Origin of the sequence: Actinacidiphila polyblastidii, assembly GCF_036353415.1 — a bacterium.
Classification (GTDB): domain Bacteria; phylum Actinomycetota; class Actinomycetes; order Streptomycetales; family Streptomycetaceae; genus Actinacidiphila; species Actinacidiphila polyblastidii.
This window is the reverse complement of the sequence record NZ_JAZEWV010000009.1, coordinates 24,057-43,442: the sequence shown is the minus strand read 5'-3', so window position 1 is coordinate 43,442 and position 19,386 is coordinate 24,057. Positions and strand designations below refer to the sequence as shown.

At 71.1% G+C, this 19,386-nt stretch carries 11 protein-coding genes; 6 read left to right on the top strand and 5 right to left on the bottom strand.

Annotation, left to right across the window (positions count from 1 at the left end):
• Position 1 precedes the first annotated feature (1 nt).
• Positions 2-6,697 carry an RHS repeat-associated core domain-containing protein gene (locus tag V2S66_RS13735; protein ID WP_330795093.1) on the bottom strand — a complete coding sequence of 2,232 codons (6,696 nt, stop codon included), beginning with the start codon at positions 6,695-6,697 and terminating at the stop codon, positions 2-4.
• A gap of 587 nt (positions 6,698-7,284) precedes the next feature.
• Here V2S66_RS13735 and V2S66_RS13730 point away from each other — a divergent pair.
• Complete coding sequence (locus V2S66_RS13730; protein WP_330795091.1) at positions 7,285-11,562, top strand: FG-GAP-like repeat-containing protein; 4,278 nt, start codon at positions 7,285-7,287, stop codon at positions 11,560-11,562.
• 84 nt (positions 11,563-11,646) lie between these two features.
• On the opposite strand, the gene V2S66_RS13725 is transcribed toward V2S66_RS13730, so the two are convergent.
• Positions 11,647-12,450: an alpha/beta hydrolase gene (locus V2S66_RS13725; protein ID WP_330795089.1), complete on the bottom strand. Its 804-nt coding sequence runs from the start codon at positions 12,448-12,450 to the stop codon at positions 11,647-11,649.
• A 166-nt stretch (positions 12,451-12,616) separates the two neighbouring features.
• Between V2S66_RS13725 and V2S66_RS13720 the strand changes: the two genes are divergently transcribed.
• Both V2S66_RS13720 and V2S66_RS13715 read left to right on the top strand, forming a co-directional pair.
• Positions 12,617-13,192 (top strand): TetR/AcrR family transcriptional regulator, encoded by a 576-nt coding sequence (locus V2S66_RS13720; protein ID WP_330795088.1) that lies wholly within the window; start codon positions 12,617-12,619, stop codon positions 13,190-13,192.
• Between the two features lie 97 nt (positions 13,193-13,289).
• Positions 13,290-14,084: an oxidoreductase gene (locus V2S66_RS13715; protein WP_330795087.1), complete on the top strand. Its 795-nt coding sequence runs from the start codon at positions 13,290-13,292 to the stop codon at positions 14,082-14,084.
• A gap of 74 nt (positions 14,085-14,158) precedes the next feature.
• Here the strand turns inward: V2S66_RS13715 and V2S66_RS13710 are convergent, their stop codons facing one another.
• Together V2S66_RS13710 and V2S66_RS13705 are read right to left on the bottom strand one after the other, a co-directional pair.
• Positions 14,159-14,614 carry an SsgA family sporulation/cell division regulator gene (locus V2S66_RS13710; RefSeq protein WP_330795086.1) on the bottom strand — a complete coding sequence of 152 codons (456 nt, stop codon included), beginning with the start codon at positions 14,612-14,614 and terminating at the stop codon, positions 14,159-14,161.
• Positions 14,615-14,770: 156 nt separating this feature from the next.
• Complete coding sequence (locus tag V2S66_RS13705; protein ID WP_330795085.1) at positions 14,771-15,142, bottom strand: winged helix-turn-helix transcriptional regulator; 372 nt, start codon at positions 15,140-15,142, stop codon at positions 14,771-14,773.
• Positions 15,143-15,198: 56 nt separating this feature from the next.
• On the opposite strand from V2S66_RS13705, the gene V2S66_RS13700 reads away from it, so the two are divergent.
• The 3 genes from V2S66_RS13700 (at position 15,199) to V2S66_RS13690 (ending at position 17,392) form a co-directional block, all read left to right on the top strand.
• The gene (locus V2S66_RS13700; RefSeq protein WP_330795083.1) at positions 15,199-15,882 is read left to right on the top strand and encodes an SDR family oxidoreductase; all 684 of its coding nucleotides are present in this window, start codon (positions 15,199-15,201) and stop codon (positions 15,880-15,882) included.
• Between the two features lie 79 nt (positions 15,883-15,961).
• Complete coding sequence (locus V2S66_RS13695) at positions 15,962-16,402, top strand: hypothetical protein (RefSeq protein WP_330795081.1); 441 nt, start codon at positions 15,962-15,964, stop codon at positions 16,400-16,402.
• 165 nt (positions 16,403-16,567) lie between these two features.
• Entirely contained in the window at positions 16,568-17,392 is an 825-nt protein-coding gene (locus tag V2S66_RS13690; protein ID WP_330795079.1) for an SDR family oxidoreductase, read from the top strand.
• A 118-nt stretch (positions 17,393-17,510) separates the two neighbouring features.
• Here the strand turns inward: V2S66_RS13690 and V2S66_RS13685 are convergent, their stop codons facing one another.
• Positions 17,511-18,995 (bottom strand): glycoside hydrolase family 6 protein, encoded by a 1,485-nt coding sequence (locus tag V2S66_RS13685; RefSeq protein WP_330795078.1) that lies wholly within the window; start codon positions 18,993-18,995, stop codon positions 17,511-17,513.
• Positions 18,996-19,386 lie beyond the last annotated feature (391 nt).

The following is a 19,386-nucleotide window of genomic DNA, read 5'->3' as shown; positions in this document are numbered from 1 at the left end:
GTCAGAACCCGAATTCCATATCGTCGCCGTAGTCGAATCGCGTCTTGTAATCGTCGGCATCTATACCACCTTGATGCCACTGATCATAGACCTTGCCATCCTTGACCACCACGGTGTGATAGAACCACTCCTCATTAAGCATCGGGGTACCTGGTCCCTTGGGCCTGTACGGACCCATCGCTCGGTCCTCGCGGGGGCCGAAGAAGGTCTTGATTTCACCACCGTTCCTGATTTGGAATTTCGCCGCCCACTCATCACATCCCGCATTGTGCACCAGCACCGGCGTGTTTCCCGCCAGCACATAGTACGTGTGCAGATCCTCGACGGTCAGGTTGTACATGTCGGCCGAGCCCGGCAGCGGGTGGACCGCCACGACCGACGCTCGTCCGTTCGTGGCGGTGGCGAGCAGGTGGCCGGGGAGGAGCTCCGCGGCCGGGGTCCAGGTGTGGGTGCCGGCGTCCCAGAAGGGGTGGCGTGACGTGGTGTGCACGGTGGCCGGCTTGCCGTCGGTCCTGCGGAGGACGAGATCGACCAAGTCGTCGTCGTGGTGCACCAGTCGGGCCGTCACCGGGCGGTCGCCCTGCCGAAGCCCCGTGCCGGGGTCCGCGGAGGCGACCCGGTCACCGGGTTCGATCTCGGCGATGGGCTTGGTCTTTCCGCCCTTCATGAGGACCGGTGTCTTGGGATCGAAGCTGCAGAACGCCGCGGATCTCGGGAGGGCGGATCGCAGCTTCGCCGCACCGCCGATCTTCGAGAAGAGCGTTCCCACCGGCGGCAGTTCCCCGCCGCCGAGAGCGACGATCATCGACCCCAGGCCCGGACCTCCGGTGAGGGTTTCGACGACCTCCGTCGGCAAGGTGTGCCGGGCGTTGGGGGTGAGCACCTGGCCGTGCCGGACGATCACGCCGTTGCGCAGGCCGAGTTCGACGAAGGCATCCGCGATCTGCATCGCGGAGTTCCAGAGCTCGCGGTCGTCGTGGGCTCCGCACGCGCTGTACGTGGCCGTGCAGACGTCGATCTCGTTCTGGATCATCTGCGAGAAGTTGGGCTTGGCCAGGTTGTGGTTCGGTTCCGGCAGCCCGAGGGAGCAGAAGACCGTCGCGGCGTTGGCGCACGGGTCCGTACCGCCACCGCTGCCCCCACCGCCACCGGTGCCGCCACCGCCGCCACCCGCGCCGTCGCTCGACGGCGGCGGGACCGGGGGCAGGTTGCCGTAGGTGCCGTGGTCGCCGCCGCAGTAGACCGGATAGCAGGATTCCAGACCGCTGGGATCGCTCTGCGTGACGGGATTGTCCTCGGCGTAGGCGTAGCCGCCGACGCTCTGGGGTTTGTCGAATTCGAGGAGCGGGTCGACGCTGATGAAGCGGCCGGTGGCGGGTTCGTACTCGCGGGCGCCGAGATGGGTGAGGCCGGTGGAGGAGTCGGTGGTACCGCCGACGAAGCCCCTGGTGCCCTGCCAGCCTTGGGCGGGGGTGCCGCGCGGGGCGCCGAAGGCGGTGGTCTGGCGGCGGGTGACGGCCTGCGTGAGGGCGTCGATCTGGGTGGTGGCGGTGCCGTGTGGGTCGGCGATCAGGTAGCTGATCAGTCCGGCGGTGCGCAGTGCGACCGCTTTGCCGTTGTAGCCGTAGTAGCGGGTGCCGACGAGGCTGTTGTCCGGCTTCAGGAGCAGTTCGTTGCCGCCGGGGAGGTAGAGGGTGACGCCGGAGGCGTCCTTCGCCGTCAGGCGGTTGCCGTCGGTGTCGTAGGTGTAGGAGGCGACGGTTCCGGTGGCCTGCGTGACCGAGGCCAGGTGGCCCTGCGGGTCCCAGTTCAGGGTCTGCTGGGGGCTGCCGCCCAGGGTGCGGGTGGCGGTGTTGCCGTCGGCGTCGTAGGTGTAGTCGTCGGTGCCGGGGGCGGCTCCGGTCTGGGTGACCTTCGGCAGGTTGTGCGTGCCCGCGGCGGGCTGGGCGTAGGTGCGGACCGTGTCGGTCGCCGGGCCGGAGGCGGTCGTGTGCTGGGTCTCGGTGGTGCGGTCGCCGACCGCGTCGTAGCCGTAGGACGTCCAGTACGCGTCGGGGCCGCCGACCGTGGTGGCCGAGGCGCCCTGGGCGCAGGTGCTGTCGGTGCCGGTCGTCCAGGCCTGGGTGATACGGCGCAGGGCGTCGGTGGTGAAGCACTGGGTGTCGGTGACCGCGGCGGCGTCCTGGCCGGTGGTGTCCGCTATCGAGGTGACGTTGCCGGCCTGGTCGTAGGCGTAGTGGCTGGTGTCGATGCGCTCGGGTGCGGTGTCCCGGTCGACGATCTGGTCGGTGAGGGCGCCGGTGTGCTCGTCGTACTGCTGGGAGCTGTAGACCTTGCGGCTGAAGGCGCCGTACTCCTCGCGCACGTCACGGCCGTAGTGGTCGTAGACGGTCTGGGAGACGATCGGGTCGGAGCCGGCGGCGAGGGTGACGGGCAGGGCGGAGTTCGCCGTGTACAGCGGGGTGATGTCCTCCTGCGGCAGTCCGCCCATCGCCGGCTGGCGGGTCCATTTGACCTGGCCGGTGGCGTAGTACGCGGTCGTCCACTTGTAGGTGCCGGCCAGGCCGCCGGTGCCCGGGACGGTCACCTGGGTGATCGCGGGCAGCGACAGCGTGCTGTAGGAGGTGACCTCGCTGCTGTAGGGCTGGCCGCCGATGTACTGGGTGGCCTTCGCGGGCAGGCCCTTGCCGCCCGTGGCCGAGTCGTAGGTCCAGTCCGACAGGGTCGTCGTGGCGCTCTGGTAGGTGGACGTGAGCCTGGTCTTGCGGCCGAGGTCGTCGTACGTGGTGTGCAGCTTGTAGCCGCGTGCGTCGGTGACGTCCGTGACCCGGTCGCCGCCGTCGTAGGCGGTGGTCGACGCGCCCTTGTCGGGGTCGGTCGCGCTGGTCTGCCGGCCCCGGGTGTCGTAGCCGTAGGTCCACTGGGCGCCCGTGGGGTCCTGGACCTGGGAGAGCCGGCCGTGGGCGTCGTAGCTGGAGACCGTGGACTGCGCGTGCGTACGGGCCGGATCCGTGTACTGCTTCAGCTCGGTGGGGCGGCCGAGCGCGTCGACGACCGTGGTGGTGGCCGTGCCGCCGAGCGGGGGTATCACGGTGGTGGTGTCGCCGGTGTAGGTGGTGGTGCTGCTCTCCGCGGGGTCGCCGAACCTCCGGTTGAGCAACTGGGTGACGCGGCCGGCGCCGTCGTAGAAGGTGTCCGTGGACGCGGGGTATTTGAGTTCCTGCCCGGTGACCGGGGCTGCTTCCGCTTCGCCGTCGGCGTAGTAGGTGCCGGAGTTGCGCCAGGCGAGGCCGCGCGTGTCGTACAGCGTCTCGGTCACCAGCCGCCCGGAGTCGTCCGGCGAGGGCGCCTGGGTCTGGTAGGGACGCAGCATGCCGTCGTAGAAGGAGTAGGAGGGCTGGTAGACGTCCGCGTAGTTGAGCGTGTCGGTGGTGACCACGATCGGGCCGTCGTTGCGTACCGTGTAGCTGAACTTCTCCGAGGGGGTGCTCGGGTACGCGGCCTGGGTGTGCGCCGGTGTCCACAGCTGGGTCGTGCGGCCCAGCGCGTCGTACGTCAGGCTGGTGACACGGGAGTTGGCGTCGGTGACCGTCAACGGCTGTGCGCGGCGCGGATCGTAGGTGGTGGTGACCACCAGGCTCAGCGGTTTGGTGACCACGGTCTGGGTGGGGACCTCGCCGGTGGCGGGGGTGTAGGCGGTGGTCGTGGACTTCCCGTACGCGTCGGCCACCGACAGCGGCCGGCCGTAGATGTCGAAGGAGGCCACCGGGGTGGCGGTCACCTGGTCGTAGCCCGATCCGGTGCCGTTGATCTGCTCGACCTTGGTGGCGTTGCCCTTGGTGGGCGCCGTGGTGAGCGCGGTGGCGCCGTCGTAGTAGGTGCGCGTGTCGGCGTTGAGATCCGCGGGGAGCGCGGGCGTCACGTCGCAGGTCCGGTCGACGGTCTTGAGCTCGGCGACCTTGTCGAGCAGCCATTCCGCGGTGTTGCGGGTGTAGGTGGTGGTCGTGCAGGACTCGTCGCCGGTCCTGGCGGTGTCGCCGGCGGAGGAGGACGTGGCGACCATGCCGTAGGCGTCGAAGGTGCTGTGTGTCGCGGTCGTGCGCGTGCCGCCGGTCACGGTGGTGCGGATCCGCTGATCGGACGTGCCGGTGTGGTAGGCGGACAGGTCCGGCAGCCCGGTGCGCGCGCGGGTGGCGGTCGCGCCGGACCGCCAGGGGGTGTACGAGGTCGCGGTGACGAGCCGGGAGGTGTCGTCGCCGTCGTAGGTGGCGGTCTCGCGTGGCATGCCGGCGAACTGCTCGCGGTCGGTCACCGCGGCGCCGGTGGAGTCCATGACGGCGGCGCCGTCGATGCCACGGAAGTACCGTGTCTCGCTCAGGGTCCTGGGGTCGGACCCGGCGCCGGTGCGGGTCTGGACCAGTCCGTAGCCGCGTTGCATCGAGTACGTACGGTCGTCGGCCTTGGCGAACTCGTCGGTCGACTTGGCCCAGGCCGCGCCCTGCAGGTACGTGTACGAGGTGACCTTGTCCGGAGTGGCCGACAGGTCGTCGCCTTCGACGACCTGCCTGACGGTGTAGGTGTTGAACCAGTCCAGTTTCGCGGTGTCGCCCTCGTACGCCCACTTCACCGGGTAGCACGCCGTGGTGTTCGTGGCGTCGGCGGCAGGAAGCGACGTGGCGGTGCAGCCGGGGTCGTTGTAGTACACCCCGATGGTGCCGCCGGTCTCGGTGGTGATCTGCGATATCCGCAGCCGGACGAACGGGGCGAGCCCGTCACCGGTCTTGTCGACCCGGTTGGCGTGCTGCTCGCCGCCGAAGGTGACCGGTGGAAGCAGGGCGGTGAACTTCCCTGTGGCGTCGGTGCTGCCGCGGGTGATGGAGTTCAGCCACATCGGGGTCGAGATGCCGTCGCCGGCCGGCGGGAATCCCTGGTCGAGCTGCCAGGAGTCGACGTTCCTGTAGGCGCCGCCGGTCAGTACCTGCGTGGTCACGCTCGTCAGGCGCCTGCGCGACCAGAACGTCGGGGAGAACTGCTCGGCGCACTTGGTCGAGCCGTCCTTGCAGTACTGGTCGACCGGGGTGTCGGGCCAGTTCGTCGCATGGTCGGTGTCGAAGGTTCCGCAAGCGCTCAGGCACCGCTCGGACGTGGCGAAGGTGACCTTGCCCATGGCCTTGGCGGAGTAGACCGCGTCCGAACGCAGACCGTAGTCGATGTGGTCCAGGTAGCCTCCGCGGGTGTACGGGGTGACCGTGGCGTTGCCGGTGGTGAGGCTGACGTCGCGGCCGTAGTTGTTGGTCTCCTTGTCCCAGTAGTACGCCATCGCGTTGCCGTGGACGTCGACGACGTAGTCCAGCTGCCAGCGCCACGCCTGCTGGCACCAGGCCGAGGCGAAGGAGGCGTTGTAGCAGGGCTCGCCGGACTGGTTGCCGAACACCGGGACGGTCCAGGTGGAGTTCGTCTCCGGTGTCGACGATCCGGTCCAGCCCGGCAGCCGGTTGAGGCCGAAGAAGTACTGCGTGCCGTCGGTGGAGGTGACCTTCCAGTACTCGCCGGCGCCGTCCACCCCTGCCGTACCCTGGTCGCCGTTGACCGCCCCGGTGAGCTTCTCGACCTTCTCGCCGGAGTCGTCAGCCGGGTGCCAGCCGTGGGTCGCGTCGTAGACCAGCTCGGTGGACTTGCCGCCCAGCGACAGCGTCGCGTTGTCGTTGTACCAGCACATGTCGCCGACCTTGGCGGAGTTGGTACCGCCGTCCTGGTCGTCGTTGCAGGACTTGTAGCGGCGTTCGATGGAGCCGGGCGCGTACGACCAGCCGTCTCCGACCCAGGACGGCTGGTTGTTCGACGCGGCCGTCTGGCCGTCGACGGCCTGCGAGTTGTATGCCAGGGCGACCGAGGGCTGCAGGCCGCCAGGCACGGCGGGCGCCGCCATCGGATAGGCCCATCCGAAGGCGCCGGTCGACCCCCCGGCGCTCCACGAGCCCGATGGTGCGAGCGACGTGGCCGTGTACGTTCCCGAGGAGCCCGACGCGCCCGCTTCGGCCGCCAGCACCGTCGCGCCGGAAGCGGGTGCGGTCACCTGCGCCGAAAGCGTGGCGGCCTTCGGGTCGTTGGTGGTCGCAACGGGTGTGCGCAGCTGGCAGGGGGCCAGGCCGGGCGTCGTCAGGGCGCACGTGGGCAGCCGCACCAGCCGCAGCCGGGCGGACCAGTCACCGCCGTAGGCGTTCCTGAACTGCCCGTAGTCCACCTGGACCTTCATCGGCCCCGGCTGTTCGACGCCGTCCGCGCGGCCGACCGACAGCAGTACGCCGTCGACACCCGCCTGCTGGGTGGTCTTGCGGTCGGCGACCGTCACCCGGACCCTGGACGGCCGTGCGGTGTCCGCCCGCAGGGCGCGGCCCACCGACCCGACGTGCACCGGGAGGCGCCCTGCCCGCACCGCGGTCCCGGAAAGGTCGGCCTCGGCCTGGCCGGCGCCCGGCCAGACGACCTTCGGCGCCTTCCACGGCGCGGCCGCGGCATCCGGGCGCGCCGTGCCGCCGCCGAAGGCCACCGGTGTCACCGGTACCGCCTTCGGCTGCCTCACGCCCGGAAGCGAGAGCCCCGACGAGGCGTCCGCGACGGTCACCGCCGGCAGCAGCCCCACCGCGAGTGCGACCACCGCGGACACCGCCGCCGAACGCACACCGAACCAGCTCACGCCGCCCCCACCCCTTGCCCGGTCAGCAACTGTCAGCAATTGACGGCCGACATTAGCACCACACTCTTCCGAGCGACCAGCATCGACCGCGTCGAAAAGTATTTCCGAATCACCCGTGCCGAAATAAGCCACCGCGCGCAATAACCTACATGACGCATTTCGTCAAGTATCTGCAAAACGGACAAATGGCGATTCAGGTCTGTGCGCATGTCCGCCACCCGCCGCACGCGGCTTCCCGACCGCCCCGCGCGCACCTGCCGTCACGCGGCATCGCCTACCGTCACCTGCGAAGGTCTTGACCGCGTCCTGCACCGACGCGGTGCGCCCCTATAGAGTCCCTGCGGCATGCAAGGACGAGAAAAAGGAATGCGATGTTCCGAATAAAGCCCGGTGGGGCGGCGCCGCGACGGCGATTCCGAGGTTTTGCGGCGATAGCCGCCACGGTCGCCTCGGCGACCGTGGCGGCCGGTTTCCTTCCGCTTGCGGCCGCTTCGGCGGCATCGCGGAGTCCCCTTCCGGGCAATGTCGCGCATTCCGCTGCGACAGTGGCGGGGGCCGCGGATTCCGGAAGCGCCGACGACGGTTCGGTGTCGGACGAGGACAAGGCGTTGCAGCAGGCGCAGTCGACCGGGCAGCCGGCCGAAGTGGTCTCCGCGCGCACGGAGCTGTCGGACGAGTGGGCCAACCCGTCAGGCACCTTCTCCGTCAGGCGCTACGGCTCCCCCGTACGGGTCTTCCGCGGCGGCGCATGGGTGCCGACCGACCCGACGCTGGTCTTCGCACCCGACGGCTCGGTGGTCCCGAAGGCGGCGACGGTCGCGGTGACCTTCTCCGGCGGGGGCAGCGGCCCGCTGCTGTCCGGTGTCAAGGACGGCCGCACGCTGACCCTGTCGTGGCCGACCGCGCTGCCGGTGCCGGTGCTCGACGGCAACGTGGCCACCTACTCCGACATCCTTCCCGGCGTCGACCTCCAACTGAAAGCCGAGGTCGAGGGCTTCTCCCAGCTCATCGTGGTCAAGACGGCCGAAGCCGCGCAGAACCCGGCGCTGGCCACGTTGCGCTACACCATGAGCACGGTCGGACTGACCGTGGCCACCGACACGGACACCGGCAGCGTGACCGCCACCGACCCCGCCGGGCAGAGCGTGTTCACCAGTCCCACCCCGCTGATGTGGGACTCCACCACGCAGTCCAGTGACGGGACGGCACCGAGCGCGACCAGGACGGCGTGGACGAAGGCGGCCGCAGCTGAGCCGGCCGACACCGCGGACGGCACTCCGGCTGACACCTTCGAGCCGCCCCCCGGCGCGCAGGACGCCCAGATGGCCACCTCGGTGAACGGCTCGACGCTGTCGATCACACCCGACCAGTCACTGCTGACCGGCGCCGACACCCGGTACCCGGTTTACATCGACCCGTCCTGGGCTTGGGGCAAACGCCAGAACTGGACCCGGGTCTACAAGAAGTACCCCAACACCTCGTACTGGAACGCCAACGAGGTCGCCCGCGTCGGGTACGAGAACGAGACCTACGGACTGTCCCGCTCCTTCTTCCAGTGGGACATCTCCAACATCGAGCACGCCGCGGTCATCTCCTCGACGTTCCGGATCAAGAACGTGTGGTCCTGGTCCCCCCAGAAGACCCCGGTGGACCTCTGGCAGACCGGGCCGATCTCCTCGAAGTCGACCTGGAACCACCAACCGGCCAGGATCGGGTCCGATCCCCTGGCCACCGTCGTCGACGCCAAGGGCTGGGGCGACGTGCCCGCGGGCAACCTCGAGTTCGATCTCACCCCGAAGATCAAGGAAGCCGCGGCGCACGCCAACTCCAGCGTCACGCTCGGCCTCTACGCGGGCAACGAGGCCGACACCTACGGCTGGAAGAAGTTCGATCCCAAGACCGCGGTCCTGGAGACCACCTACAACCACGCCCCCGGTCAGCCCAACGGTCTGGGCACGAACCCCAAGACAAGCTGCACCGCCGGCGGTCTGATCGGCAACACGACCGTCAGCCTCCACGCGACGGTGGATGACCAGGACGCGGGCAACCTCACCGCCCGGTTCCAGGTGTTCCCGGCCGGGTCGAGCACCGCGGTGGTCAACCAGACGATCCCCGCCCTGAAGGGGCGGGTCGCCACGCTCGTGGTACCCGACGCGAACTTGCCCACCGGCAGCTACACCTGGAAGGCCAATGCCACCGACCCGATGAACGCCACCTCGCAGTGGTCGCAGACCTGCACCTTCTCTGTCGACCGGACCCGGCCCGCCATGCCCCCGCGGATCAACTCCACGGTCTTCCCACCCGGTGACGCGGGATGGCCCGCGAACACCGGCAAGGCGCGCGCCACAGCAGACTTCACCATCGCTGCCAACGGTGTGAAGGACGCCGCCGAGTACGGCTGGTACACCGACTACGACCCGCAGGTGAACTACGTCCCCGCGCCCGGGGGCGCCACCGCCACCGTGCCGGTCACGCCACCCGGGTACGGCCCGCACTTCATGTACGCCTTCAGCATCGACGCGGCCGGCAACCGCTCGGACACGGCGACGTACGTGTACTACGCGGCAGGCTCCGGCGTACGTGACGCTCCCGCGGACCTCAACGGCGACGGCAACGACGACATCTGGAACGTCGACTCCAACGGCACCCTGCTCACCTATGCCGGTCAGGGCGACGGGGACTTCTCCTCTGCCACCAACGGCGGCCAGTCGTTCGACGCCGCCCAGGTCGCCTCGCGCGGGGACTGGGGCCAGGACGGCTACAACGACCTGGTCACCCTCGAACCCGCCGCGACCGGGGCCGCCAAGGACCTGTGGGAGTACCCGAACAACGGCTCCGGCATCGCCACCGTCTCCGGCATCGACGGCGGCAAGCAGGCGTTGACGGTCGCCTGCCCGGCCGCCACCGAACCCACCGACGACAATCCGGACGGGTGCACCACGGGTGACGACCACTGGCACGACGCCGACCAGATCATCGCCCCCGGCGATCTCAACGGCGACGGCGCCCCGGACCTCCTGGTGAAGGAGGGCAAGCTCCTGTGGGCCTACTACGGCGACCGCGCCACCAAGCGCCTGGACATCCACGGCGAGCCGGTCGTCGTCGGCGGCAACGACTGGAACAAGTTCACCGTCATCGCCCCCGGCGACCTCAACGGTGACGGGCTGCCCGACCTGCTACTGCGCGACACCACCAGCGGCGACCTGCTGCGCGCTCTCGGCAGGACGGGAGAGCAGCCCGGTGTCGTCGACCCCACCACGTGGGGCGATCCGGCGCAGCGCGTGAAGGTCGGCAGCGGACTGACCGCGGCGTACGCGGCGCTCGGCGCGGCCGACTTCGACAACGACGGGAAGCCCGACCTGTGGGCCCGCAAGGCCGACAACACCATGGTCGGCTGGTTCGGGAAGTACACCAGCAACACCCTCACCGGCTACGGCGCCCAGTTCAGCATCGACGGCGTCGTGGGCGGCACCCGCATCCCGGCCGGCACGACTCTGACCTCCGGCGCCGGCTTCGCGTCCCGCTCGGTCAAGCTCACGATGCAGACCGACGGCAACCTGGTGATCACCAACAACAGCGGCTCGACGGTGTGGTCGACGGGGACGAGCGGCAACCCCGGTGCCACCGCGGTCATGCAGGCCGACGGCAACCTGGTGCTGTACAAGCCGGACGGCAGCACCGCGCTGTGGTCGTCCAAAACCCACCAGGCCGGCGGGTACGCGCTGCTCCAGGACCGGGGAAGCCTCGTCGTCTACAACGTCAAGGGGCAGTCGCAGTGGAGCAGCGGCACCGCGGCACGCCACGACTACACCGGCGAGGGGCGCAGCGACGTCGCCGACTGGTACAACTTCGCCGACGGCCACGACGGCATGCACACCTTCTCGGCCCTCTCCGACGGAACCCTCACCACCCCGTCGGCCTCGTACACCTCGGCGGCCGACATCTGGTACGGGCCGCACATGAAGCTCGTCACGGGCGACTACAACGGCGACGGTCTGGGCGACGCGGCCTTCCTGTACGGGTTCCAGGACGGCTCGGTGAAGCTCTACACCGCGCTGAACAACGGCACCGGCGGCTTCAAGACTCCGACCGCGTCGTGGAGCGTGCCGCCGGGGCAGTGGTACTTCGATCACGTCAGCGTGCAGTCGGGTGACTTCAACGGCGACGGCCGCGACGACGTCGCCGCCTGGTACAACTTCGCCGACGGCTCCGACGGCCTGTTCACCTTCACCGCCACCGTGCAGGGCGGGTTCAACGCGCCGTTCGAGTCCTGGTCCGCCACGCCCGGCAACTGGGACGTGAACAGCATGAAGTTCGTCACCGGCGACTTCAACGGCGACGGCCGTGACGACATCGGCGCGCTCTACGGCTACAACGACGGCCATCTGACGACGTTCAGCTTCCTGGCTGGCCCCACCGGCGGGTTCCAGACCCCCAAACCGTCCTGGACCAGCGCCACCTGGGGAACCTTCGTCCGTGCCTTCCCGCAGGCCGGGGACTTCAACGGTGACGGCAAGGACGACATGGTCATCTGGTATGACGCCGCGGATGGCCATGACGCCCTGCACACCCTCACGGCGAAGTCCGACGGCTCCGGCGGCTTCAACGCGCCCTACCAGGCGTGGACCATCCCGCCGGACAACATGTACTACCCCAACATGAAGGTGGTCACGGGCGACTACAACGGCGACGGCAGGGACGACGTCGCAGCGATGTACGGCTACGCGGACGGCTCGGTGGCCATGCTGAGTTGGACCGCCAGACCCGATGCCTCCGGCACCTTCACCGGGTTCACCCGCGGCTGGTCGACCCCGCCGGGCAACTGGACCTTCGGCAACGTCAGCCTGCTCGCCACGCACAGCTGACGGATGGCGTGCGCCTCCCATCTCCGGGTGGGAGGCGCACGACCACGTGTCGGCGCGCGACCGTCACCGCCCCGGTCCGCCGGACTACAGCCCCTGCTCGGCCAGCCAGGACAGGGCGGCGTCCGCGACCGCACGCCATCCGCTGTCGATGGTGAGGGAGTGCCCGCGGTCGGCGAACTCGATCAGGTCGGTCACCGCGCCGGAGCCCCGGTACTGCTTGAGGGTGGCCTTGGTGATCGCCTCGGGGACGGTGTGGTCCCGGCCCCCCATCACGAGGAGCAGCGGCCCGCGGCCCGCGTTGCCGGTGTCCACGCCGGCCGGCGAGTGGGGCGAGAAGTTGGCGGCCGCGGCCTCGAAGAGCGGCTTGCCGGGAGCGGGGATGGTCCACCGGGCGTGGAGCCCGGCCGATTCCTCGGCGGAGACGGCGTTGCCGAACGCGAAGCGGAACTGCTCCGGGGTGAGCGAAACGGCGCGGTGCCTGTTGGCCGGGTTGCGGAAGACGGGAAGCGTCGCCCGCAGCGAGGACAGCGGGACCGGCAGCACTCCCTTGATCTGGGCGGCGTCGATCGCGACGGCGGCCGCCGCGCGGTCCTGCCCGAGGAGCTTCTCGGCGATCATCCCGCCGAAGGAGTGCCCGACGAGGACCGGCGGCTCGGTGAGGCCGTCGATGATCCGCGCGTAGTGCGCGACGACGTCGTCGATGCCCTGGTCGGCGATGCTGTCGGGATCGCTCCTGGACTGCTCCACCGAGGCGGCCACCCCGGGCCAGCCGGGGGCGACGGGTGCGTAGCCGCGCTCCCGGAACAACTCGACCCACGGGTTCCAGGAGGTCGGGTGCAGCCACAGGCCGTGGATGAAGACGACGGGGCGTCCGGCGGTCGGGTTCATGTCGGTGCTCCTTTTCGTTGCGGTGGGCTCTCACGATGGCCGAGTGGCGGCCCGCGGCGCTTGCGTAGGGCGACTACGGCGTGGCGCCGACCCGCGGTGCCGGGGCGTGGGCCAGGCCACCCGATCCGTATTTGATTGTTCAATCCATAATGGTTACAGTGAGGACATGGCACGACCACGAGAGTTCGACACCGACCGGGCGGTCGAGCGCGCGATGGACCTGTTCTGGCGCCAAGGCTTCGCCGCGACCTCGCTGCAGGACCTGACCGCGGAACTCGGCATCGGAAGCGGAAGCCTCTACGCCGCCTTCGGCTCCAAGGAAGGGCTCTACGAACGCGCCCTGGCCGCGTACTGCACCGGCCAGGCCGGCGAGCTGGTGCGGAACCTGGAGGAGGCGCAGGAGGTGCGGCCGGCCCTCAGGTCGCTGCTCACCGGGCTGATGGAGGCCGATCTCGCCGCCCCCGAGCGCGGCTGCCTGCTCGTCAACTCGGCCACCGAGCGGGCCGGCCACCCCGCCACCGTCGCCCGCGTCTCCGCCACCATGCGGCGCGTCGAGTCGGCGCTGACCGAGGCCCTCGTACGGGCGCGGGCCCGGGGAGAGCTGGCCTCCGACAAGGAGCCGGCCGCGCTCGCCCGCTTCTTCACCACCTTCATCCAAGGGCTGCGCGTGATGGGCCAGGCCCGCGCCGACCGCGCCTTCACCGAGGACGCGATCGACACCGCGCTCCGCGCCCTGGACTGAGCGCCCAGGACCGGGCGCCCGGGACCGAGCGCCCCGGCCCGGCGGTCCTGTTCGCACACCCAGTATATGTATCGATCAATCCAGAAAGGGTTCCCTCATGGACCTGCAGCTCACGGGCAAGACCGTCGTCGTCACCGGTGCCAGCCGCGGCATCGGACTCGCCGTCGCCCGCGCCTTCGCCCAGGAGGGCGCGCACGTCGCCGCGGGCGCCCGCACCCCCGGCGCCGAACTGGCCTCGCTCGCAGAGCGGTACGACGTGCTGCCGATGGCCGTGGACCTGGCGACCGCGGACGGCGCCGCCGCCCTCGTCGATGCGGCGGTCACGCACTTCGGCACGGTGGACGTCCTGGTCAACAACGTCGGCGCGGTGACCCCCCGCCTCGGCGGCTTCCTGTCGATCACCGACGAGGAGTGGACGCGCACCTTCCAGATCAACCTGCTGAGCGCCGTCCGGGCCAGCCGCGCGGCGCTGCCGCACCTGCTGGAGAACCGGGGCGCGATCGTCAACATCGGCTCGGTGAACGCGGTGCTCCCCGACCCGGGCATCGTCGACTACGCGGCCTCCAAGGCGGCGCTGGCGAGCTTCGCCAAGTCCCTCTCCAAGGAGGTCGGTCCGCAGGGCGTCCGGGTGAACACCATCAGCCCCGGCCCGGTGGAGACGGACATCTGGCTGGCCTCCGGCGGCATGGCGGACACCGTCGCCCAGGCCATGGGCATCGAGCGCGAGGCCGCGCGGGAGGCGATCGTCACCGGCCTCGGCGGCATCGCCACCGGGCGCTTCACCCGCCCCGAGGAAGTCGCCGACCTCGCCCTCCTCCTCGGCAGCGAGCGCAGCGGCAACGTCACCGGCTCCGACTTCACCATCGACGGCGGTCTGGTGAAGACCCTCTGATCGCCCGCCGCCGGACCGGTGGCCCGCGAGCGCCGGCCCGGCCGGGCCGGCGCCGCCGGGGCCGGGGGCGGCGCTCAGCGGTCCGCGCTCAGCTCCGCCGCCGCGGCGTCCCAGTCGAGACCGTCCAGTTCCGTGCCCGGCGGCACCAGGTCGTACGTCTCGTGCAGCCAGTCCTCCAGCCCGATCCGCCCGATCTCGAACAGGGCGGCGGCGTTGCCGTGGGACAGGCGCAGGAACACCGCAGGACGGGCGGAACCGGACACCGGCCACACCCGCACGTCTCCCGTGCCGCTCGGTCCCAGCACGCCCTCGTAGAGCAGGTCACGGGAGATCTCCCAGGTGAGGGAAGCCTCCTGCGGCGGGTGCAGGTCCAGGGACACGATGAGCGGCGCCCCCGGGTCGTAGCGGAAGTCGGCGCGCATCGGCACCCGGTTGCGCGGGTGGACGATCCAGTGGACGCGCAGGGACAGCAACGTCGTGCGGGCGGACGGCCGCCGGCCGGCCGGGACGTCGGGAAGGTCGTGGGACACGGGAACCTCTTCTCGCGGTGCGGGACTGACCACCACAGCGTCCACTCCGCACCACCGCCCACGCATCCGTCGACTGACTGACAGTCCGCGGCAACGACTGGCCGGGCCGGCTGGCACGCGGGACTTCGAGATGCCGAAGCGCCCGCGCAGGAACCGTCAGTTCGAGCCGTCCTCGACGCCTGCTCGCTCGCGCGCCGCGAGGATCTCCGGGACGTGCGCCTCGGCCCACTGCCGTACGGCGCGCAGCGGCACCAGCAGGGAGCGGCCGAGGTCGGTCAGCGCGTATTCGACGTGCGGCGGGTTGCCGCCCAGGTCGGTCCGGGTGAGCAGGCCGTCGGTCTCCATGGCGCGCAGCGTCTCGGTGAGGGCCTTGGGGGTGATCCCCCGGATGTGCGCCTTCAGCTCGGTGAAGCGCATCGGCCCGTCCTCGAGTGCGTTGACGGCGAACACGGTCCACCGCGCCCCGATGCGGTGCAGCACGGTGCGACTCGGGCAGGTCGCCGCCATGACGTTGTACGCAGTGCCCACGAGTGTCCTCCCGGTAGCGTTGAAGATACCGGTAGCGAATGTATACCGTGCTGGTCATGAGCGAGAACCTGGCAGGCAAACGCATCCTGGTGGTCGGTGGCGCCCGTGGCATCGGCGCCGACGTCGTACGGCGCACCGCGCAGGACGGCGCCGACGTCGTGGTCGCCACCCGGTCCGGCCCCGGCCACGTCCGGATCGACGTCACCGACGAGACCACCATCGCGCGGGCCGCGCGGTCACTCGGCACCTTCGACCACGTGGTCTCCACCGCGTCGGCCCACCACGACGTGCCGCTTCCCGACCTCGAACACGACAAGATCCAGGCCGCCTTCTCCGCCAAGGTCATCGGCCCGCTGCTGCTGGCCAAGCACTTCGCCCCCCGGATGCCCGCCGGCGGATCGTTCCTGTTCTTCTCCGGCATCGTGGGATGGCGCCCCAAGGCCGGCACCGTCGTCAAGGGCACCGCGAACGCCGCCCTGGCCGCGCTGGTCACCCACCTGGCCGTCGAGCTCGCGCCGCTGCGGGTCAACGCCCTCGCCCCCGGCATCACCGACTCCGGCACCTGGGACCGGCTTCCGGACGAGCGCCGCCTCGCCCTGTACGACGGCGCCGCCGCGGCCTCCCTCACCGGCAGGGTCGGGACGCTCGACGACGTCGCCGACGCCGCCCTGTGGCTCCTCGGTGCGGGGTGGGTGACGGGCGAGACGGTCCACGTCGACGGCGGCTCCCGGCACCGCTGATCGCGCCGCCGACGGGCCGCCCACGCGGCGCACGACAAGCCCCTGCGGGGGCGACGGCCCGGCGCGGTAGTTTGCTCGGGTGAGTCTCCTTGATGATGTGGCCGAGCGTGACGGCTGGCGGTGCTGGGTGTGCGACGAGCCGGTCGACCCCGAGATGTCGGTGAACGACCCGCGGGGGCCCAGCGTGGACAGCCGGACCGCCGACCGGAAGGCCAAGGTCGCCGAGCGGCTCGCGCACCGCGGGTGCAACACCCGCAAGGGCGCGGTCGAGGCGGTCATCGCCTGGCCGGACCGGCTGTACGTGGTCGAGCCCGCGACGCTGCTCACCGTCGCCGGGAGGCTGGAGCGCAAGGGGGGCCGTGAGATGGTGGGCCGCTGCCCGACCCGCCGCGACGCCCAGGAGGCGGCGGACTGGCTGGTGGACCGGTTCTCCCGGCTGGTGCCGGGACTGCCGGTGACCGCGGACATCCAGCCGGGCGGCGGCCAGTTCCTCGTCATCCTGGCCACCGGGCGCCGCTGACCGGGGAGAGCACCCGCACCCACGCGTCGCCCGGCCTCGCGGAAGTGACCGACGCCGGCGCGCCATGTCAGTTGCCTTCGAGTCCACTCCAAGGTGTTGGCTGGTGGAAGAAGTACCGAGGCGTGACCGACCGTACAGGTGACGACTTTCCTTGAGGAGCACACCATGACGCAGAAGATCTGGTTCATCACCGGTGCCTCGCGCGGCTTCGGCCGGGAGTGGGCCGTCGCCGCTCTGGAACGCGGCGACTCGGTGGCCGCGACCGCGCGCGACCTGTCCACCCTGGCCGACCTCCGCGAGAAGTACGGGGAGCGGCTGCTGCCCCTGCGTCTCGACGTGACGGACCGTGAAGCCGACTTCGCGGCCGTCCGCCAGGCGCACGAGCGGTTCGGGCGGCTCGACGTCGTGGTCAACAACGCCGGCTACGGCCACTTCGGCCTGGTCGAGGAGCTGACCGAGGCGGAGGCGCGCGCCCAGCTGGAGACCAACCTGTTCGGGGCCCTGTGGGTCACCCAGGCCGCGCTGCCGTTCCTGCGGGAGCAGGGCGGCGGCCACATCCTCCAGGTCTCCTCCATCGGAGGCATCAGCGCCTTCCCGCTGGTCGGGATCTACCACGCGTCCAAGTGGGCGCTCGAAGGCATGAGCCAGGCGCTGGCACAGGAGGTCGCGCAGTTCGGCATCAAGGTCACCTTGATCGAGCCCGGCGGGTTCGCCACGGACTGGGCGGGGTCCTCGTCGAGCACGTCCGAGCCGCTGCCCGCGTACGCGGACTTCCACAAGGAGGTCCAGGAGCAGCGGCGCAAGCGGGTCGGCACCCCGGGCGATCCGACCGCGTCCGCCGCGGCCGTACTGGAGATCGTGGACGCCGAGGAGCCGCCGCTGCGCTGCTTCTTCGGTGCGGCGCCGCTCGGAATCGCCAAGGCCGACTACGAGCAGCGTCTCGCGTTGTGGGAGAAGTGGCAGCCCGTGGCGGAACGCGCGCAGGGCTGAGCCGGGTGCCGGCGTACTCCGGCACCCGCCGCCGGCCCCGCGCGCCCTGGCCGGGAGCCGGGCCGCCGGCCGGCCCGGACGTTTCCGGGCCGGCCGGCACCACCCGTCCGGGCCGGCGTCAGCCCACGCTGCACGCGGCGCCGTTGAGGGTGAACGCCGCGGGCGAGGACGCGCCGGAGCCCGTCCCCTGGAACCCGAAGCCGGTGGAACCGCCGACCGGGACGGTCGCGTTGTAGCCGAGATCCGTGGCCGTCACGGTGGCGCCGGACTGGGTGGTCCCGGCGTTCCACGCACTGGTGATCTTCTGGTCGGCGGGGAAGGTCCAGCGGAGCGACCAGCCGTTGACCGCGCTGCCGCCGGTGTTGCGCACGGTCACGTCCGCGGTGAAGCCGCCCGTCCAGGCGCTGGCGACCTTGTACGTGACCGCGCAGGCCCCACTCGCCGGCGGAGTGGTGGTGGTGGGCGGCGTGGTCGGCGGCGGCGTGCTGGTGGGCGGGGTGGTCGGCGGCGGGGTGCTGGTGGGCGGGGTGGTCGGCGGGGTCGACGTCGGCGGAGTGGGGTCCGACGCGCCGGCGGACGCCAGGGCGTAGGCCACGTCCGGCAGGAAGGTGCCCGCGGCTCCGGCGCAGCCGTCCGCCTCGCCGGGCGGCTTGACCCAGAGGAAGGCGTCGATCGCCGCGTCTCCGGTGCTGGTCGTGGGGTAGGCGCCGATCGCCCGGCCCGCCGGGTCGCACCACGCTCCCCCGCCGGCCGGACCGTTGCCGTTGCGGCTGGTGTCCACCACGGCGTGCAGAGAGGACGGGTTGCCCAGCGCGGCCAGCACGTTCTTGGCGTAGGCGACCTCGTTCGCCGTGGTGTTGAAGTTGGAGACGTTGGTGAACAGGCCGTCGGCGTTGCTGAGGATACCGGCGCTGCGCAGCCGGTTGGCCTGCTCCGAGGCGCTGTTCCAGGCCGAGTGGCCGCCGTCCAGGTAGACCTTCGCGTGGGGCGCGGCCGAGTGGATGGCGGCGCCCGCCCGCGAGAGCGAGGCGAAGCGGTCGGCCTGCTGCTGCGCGGACAGGCAGGTGGTCAGGGAGACAGAGTCGGGCTCCAGGATGATGACCGACTGGCCGCTGCCCAGCCCGGCGGCGAAGTCGCGCACCCAGGCGTCGTAGGAGGCCAGGTCCGGCGCACCGCCGGCGGACGCGCCGCCGCAGTCACGGTTGGGGATCTCGTACACGGCCAGCACCGGCACCTGTCCGGCGGCGGCCGCGGCCGAGGTGACCGTCCTGACGTCGCTGGTGACGGTGGAGGGGGTGTAGTTGGAGAACCAGATCGCCTGCGGCTGGGAGGCGATCCGCCGCGCGATGACCGGCTGGCGGGAGTCGCCGGGATTGGCCGCGACCCAGCGCGCGACCTGCGAGTGGGGGTCGTGGTAGAGCTGGGTCCCGGCCGGGAGGCTGCCCTGCGCCGCGGCGCCCGCGGTGGCCTCGGTGCCCAGCACGATGCCGGTGGCGGCGAGGCCCGCGGCCAGGCCGAGCACTGCGGCCTTGCGCAGCCTCGACCCGCGCGTGGGCGGTCCGGCCGCCGCTGCGGGGCGGGGGGTGCCGATGGGGGGTGTCACAGTCGTCCTCCGTGCTCTCGTGGGGGGAGAGGACCCTCGGCGGGAGGGCCGGATGCGGACGAGCGCATGGGAGCGCTCCCACATCCGGTCCGAGCCTAGCCAGCGCACGGGAGTGCGTCATCCCCCGTGCGGGACGCATCTGCACGGGCGAGACCGGGCGCGTCGCCGCTGCCGCCGCCGCCGGATGAGCGACGGGTTCGCCCCCCTGGCGGCCGGCGCCGCGGCCGTGCCCGCCCCCTACGGGCCGTCCCGCCGCATCCTGAGGGCCTCGCGCGCGCCTGTCCTTGCCGGCCCGAGGCGAGCCCGACCGCGGGCGGCCGATGACCGCCGGGCCGTCCCGGGCGGCGCTTTCGGTTGTCGCCCGGCCGGGAATTCCCGGCCACGAGCCGGT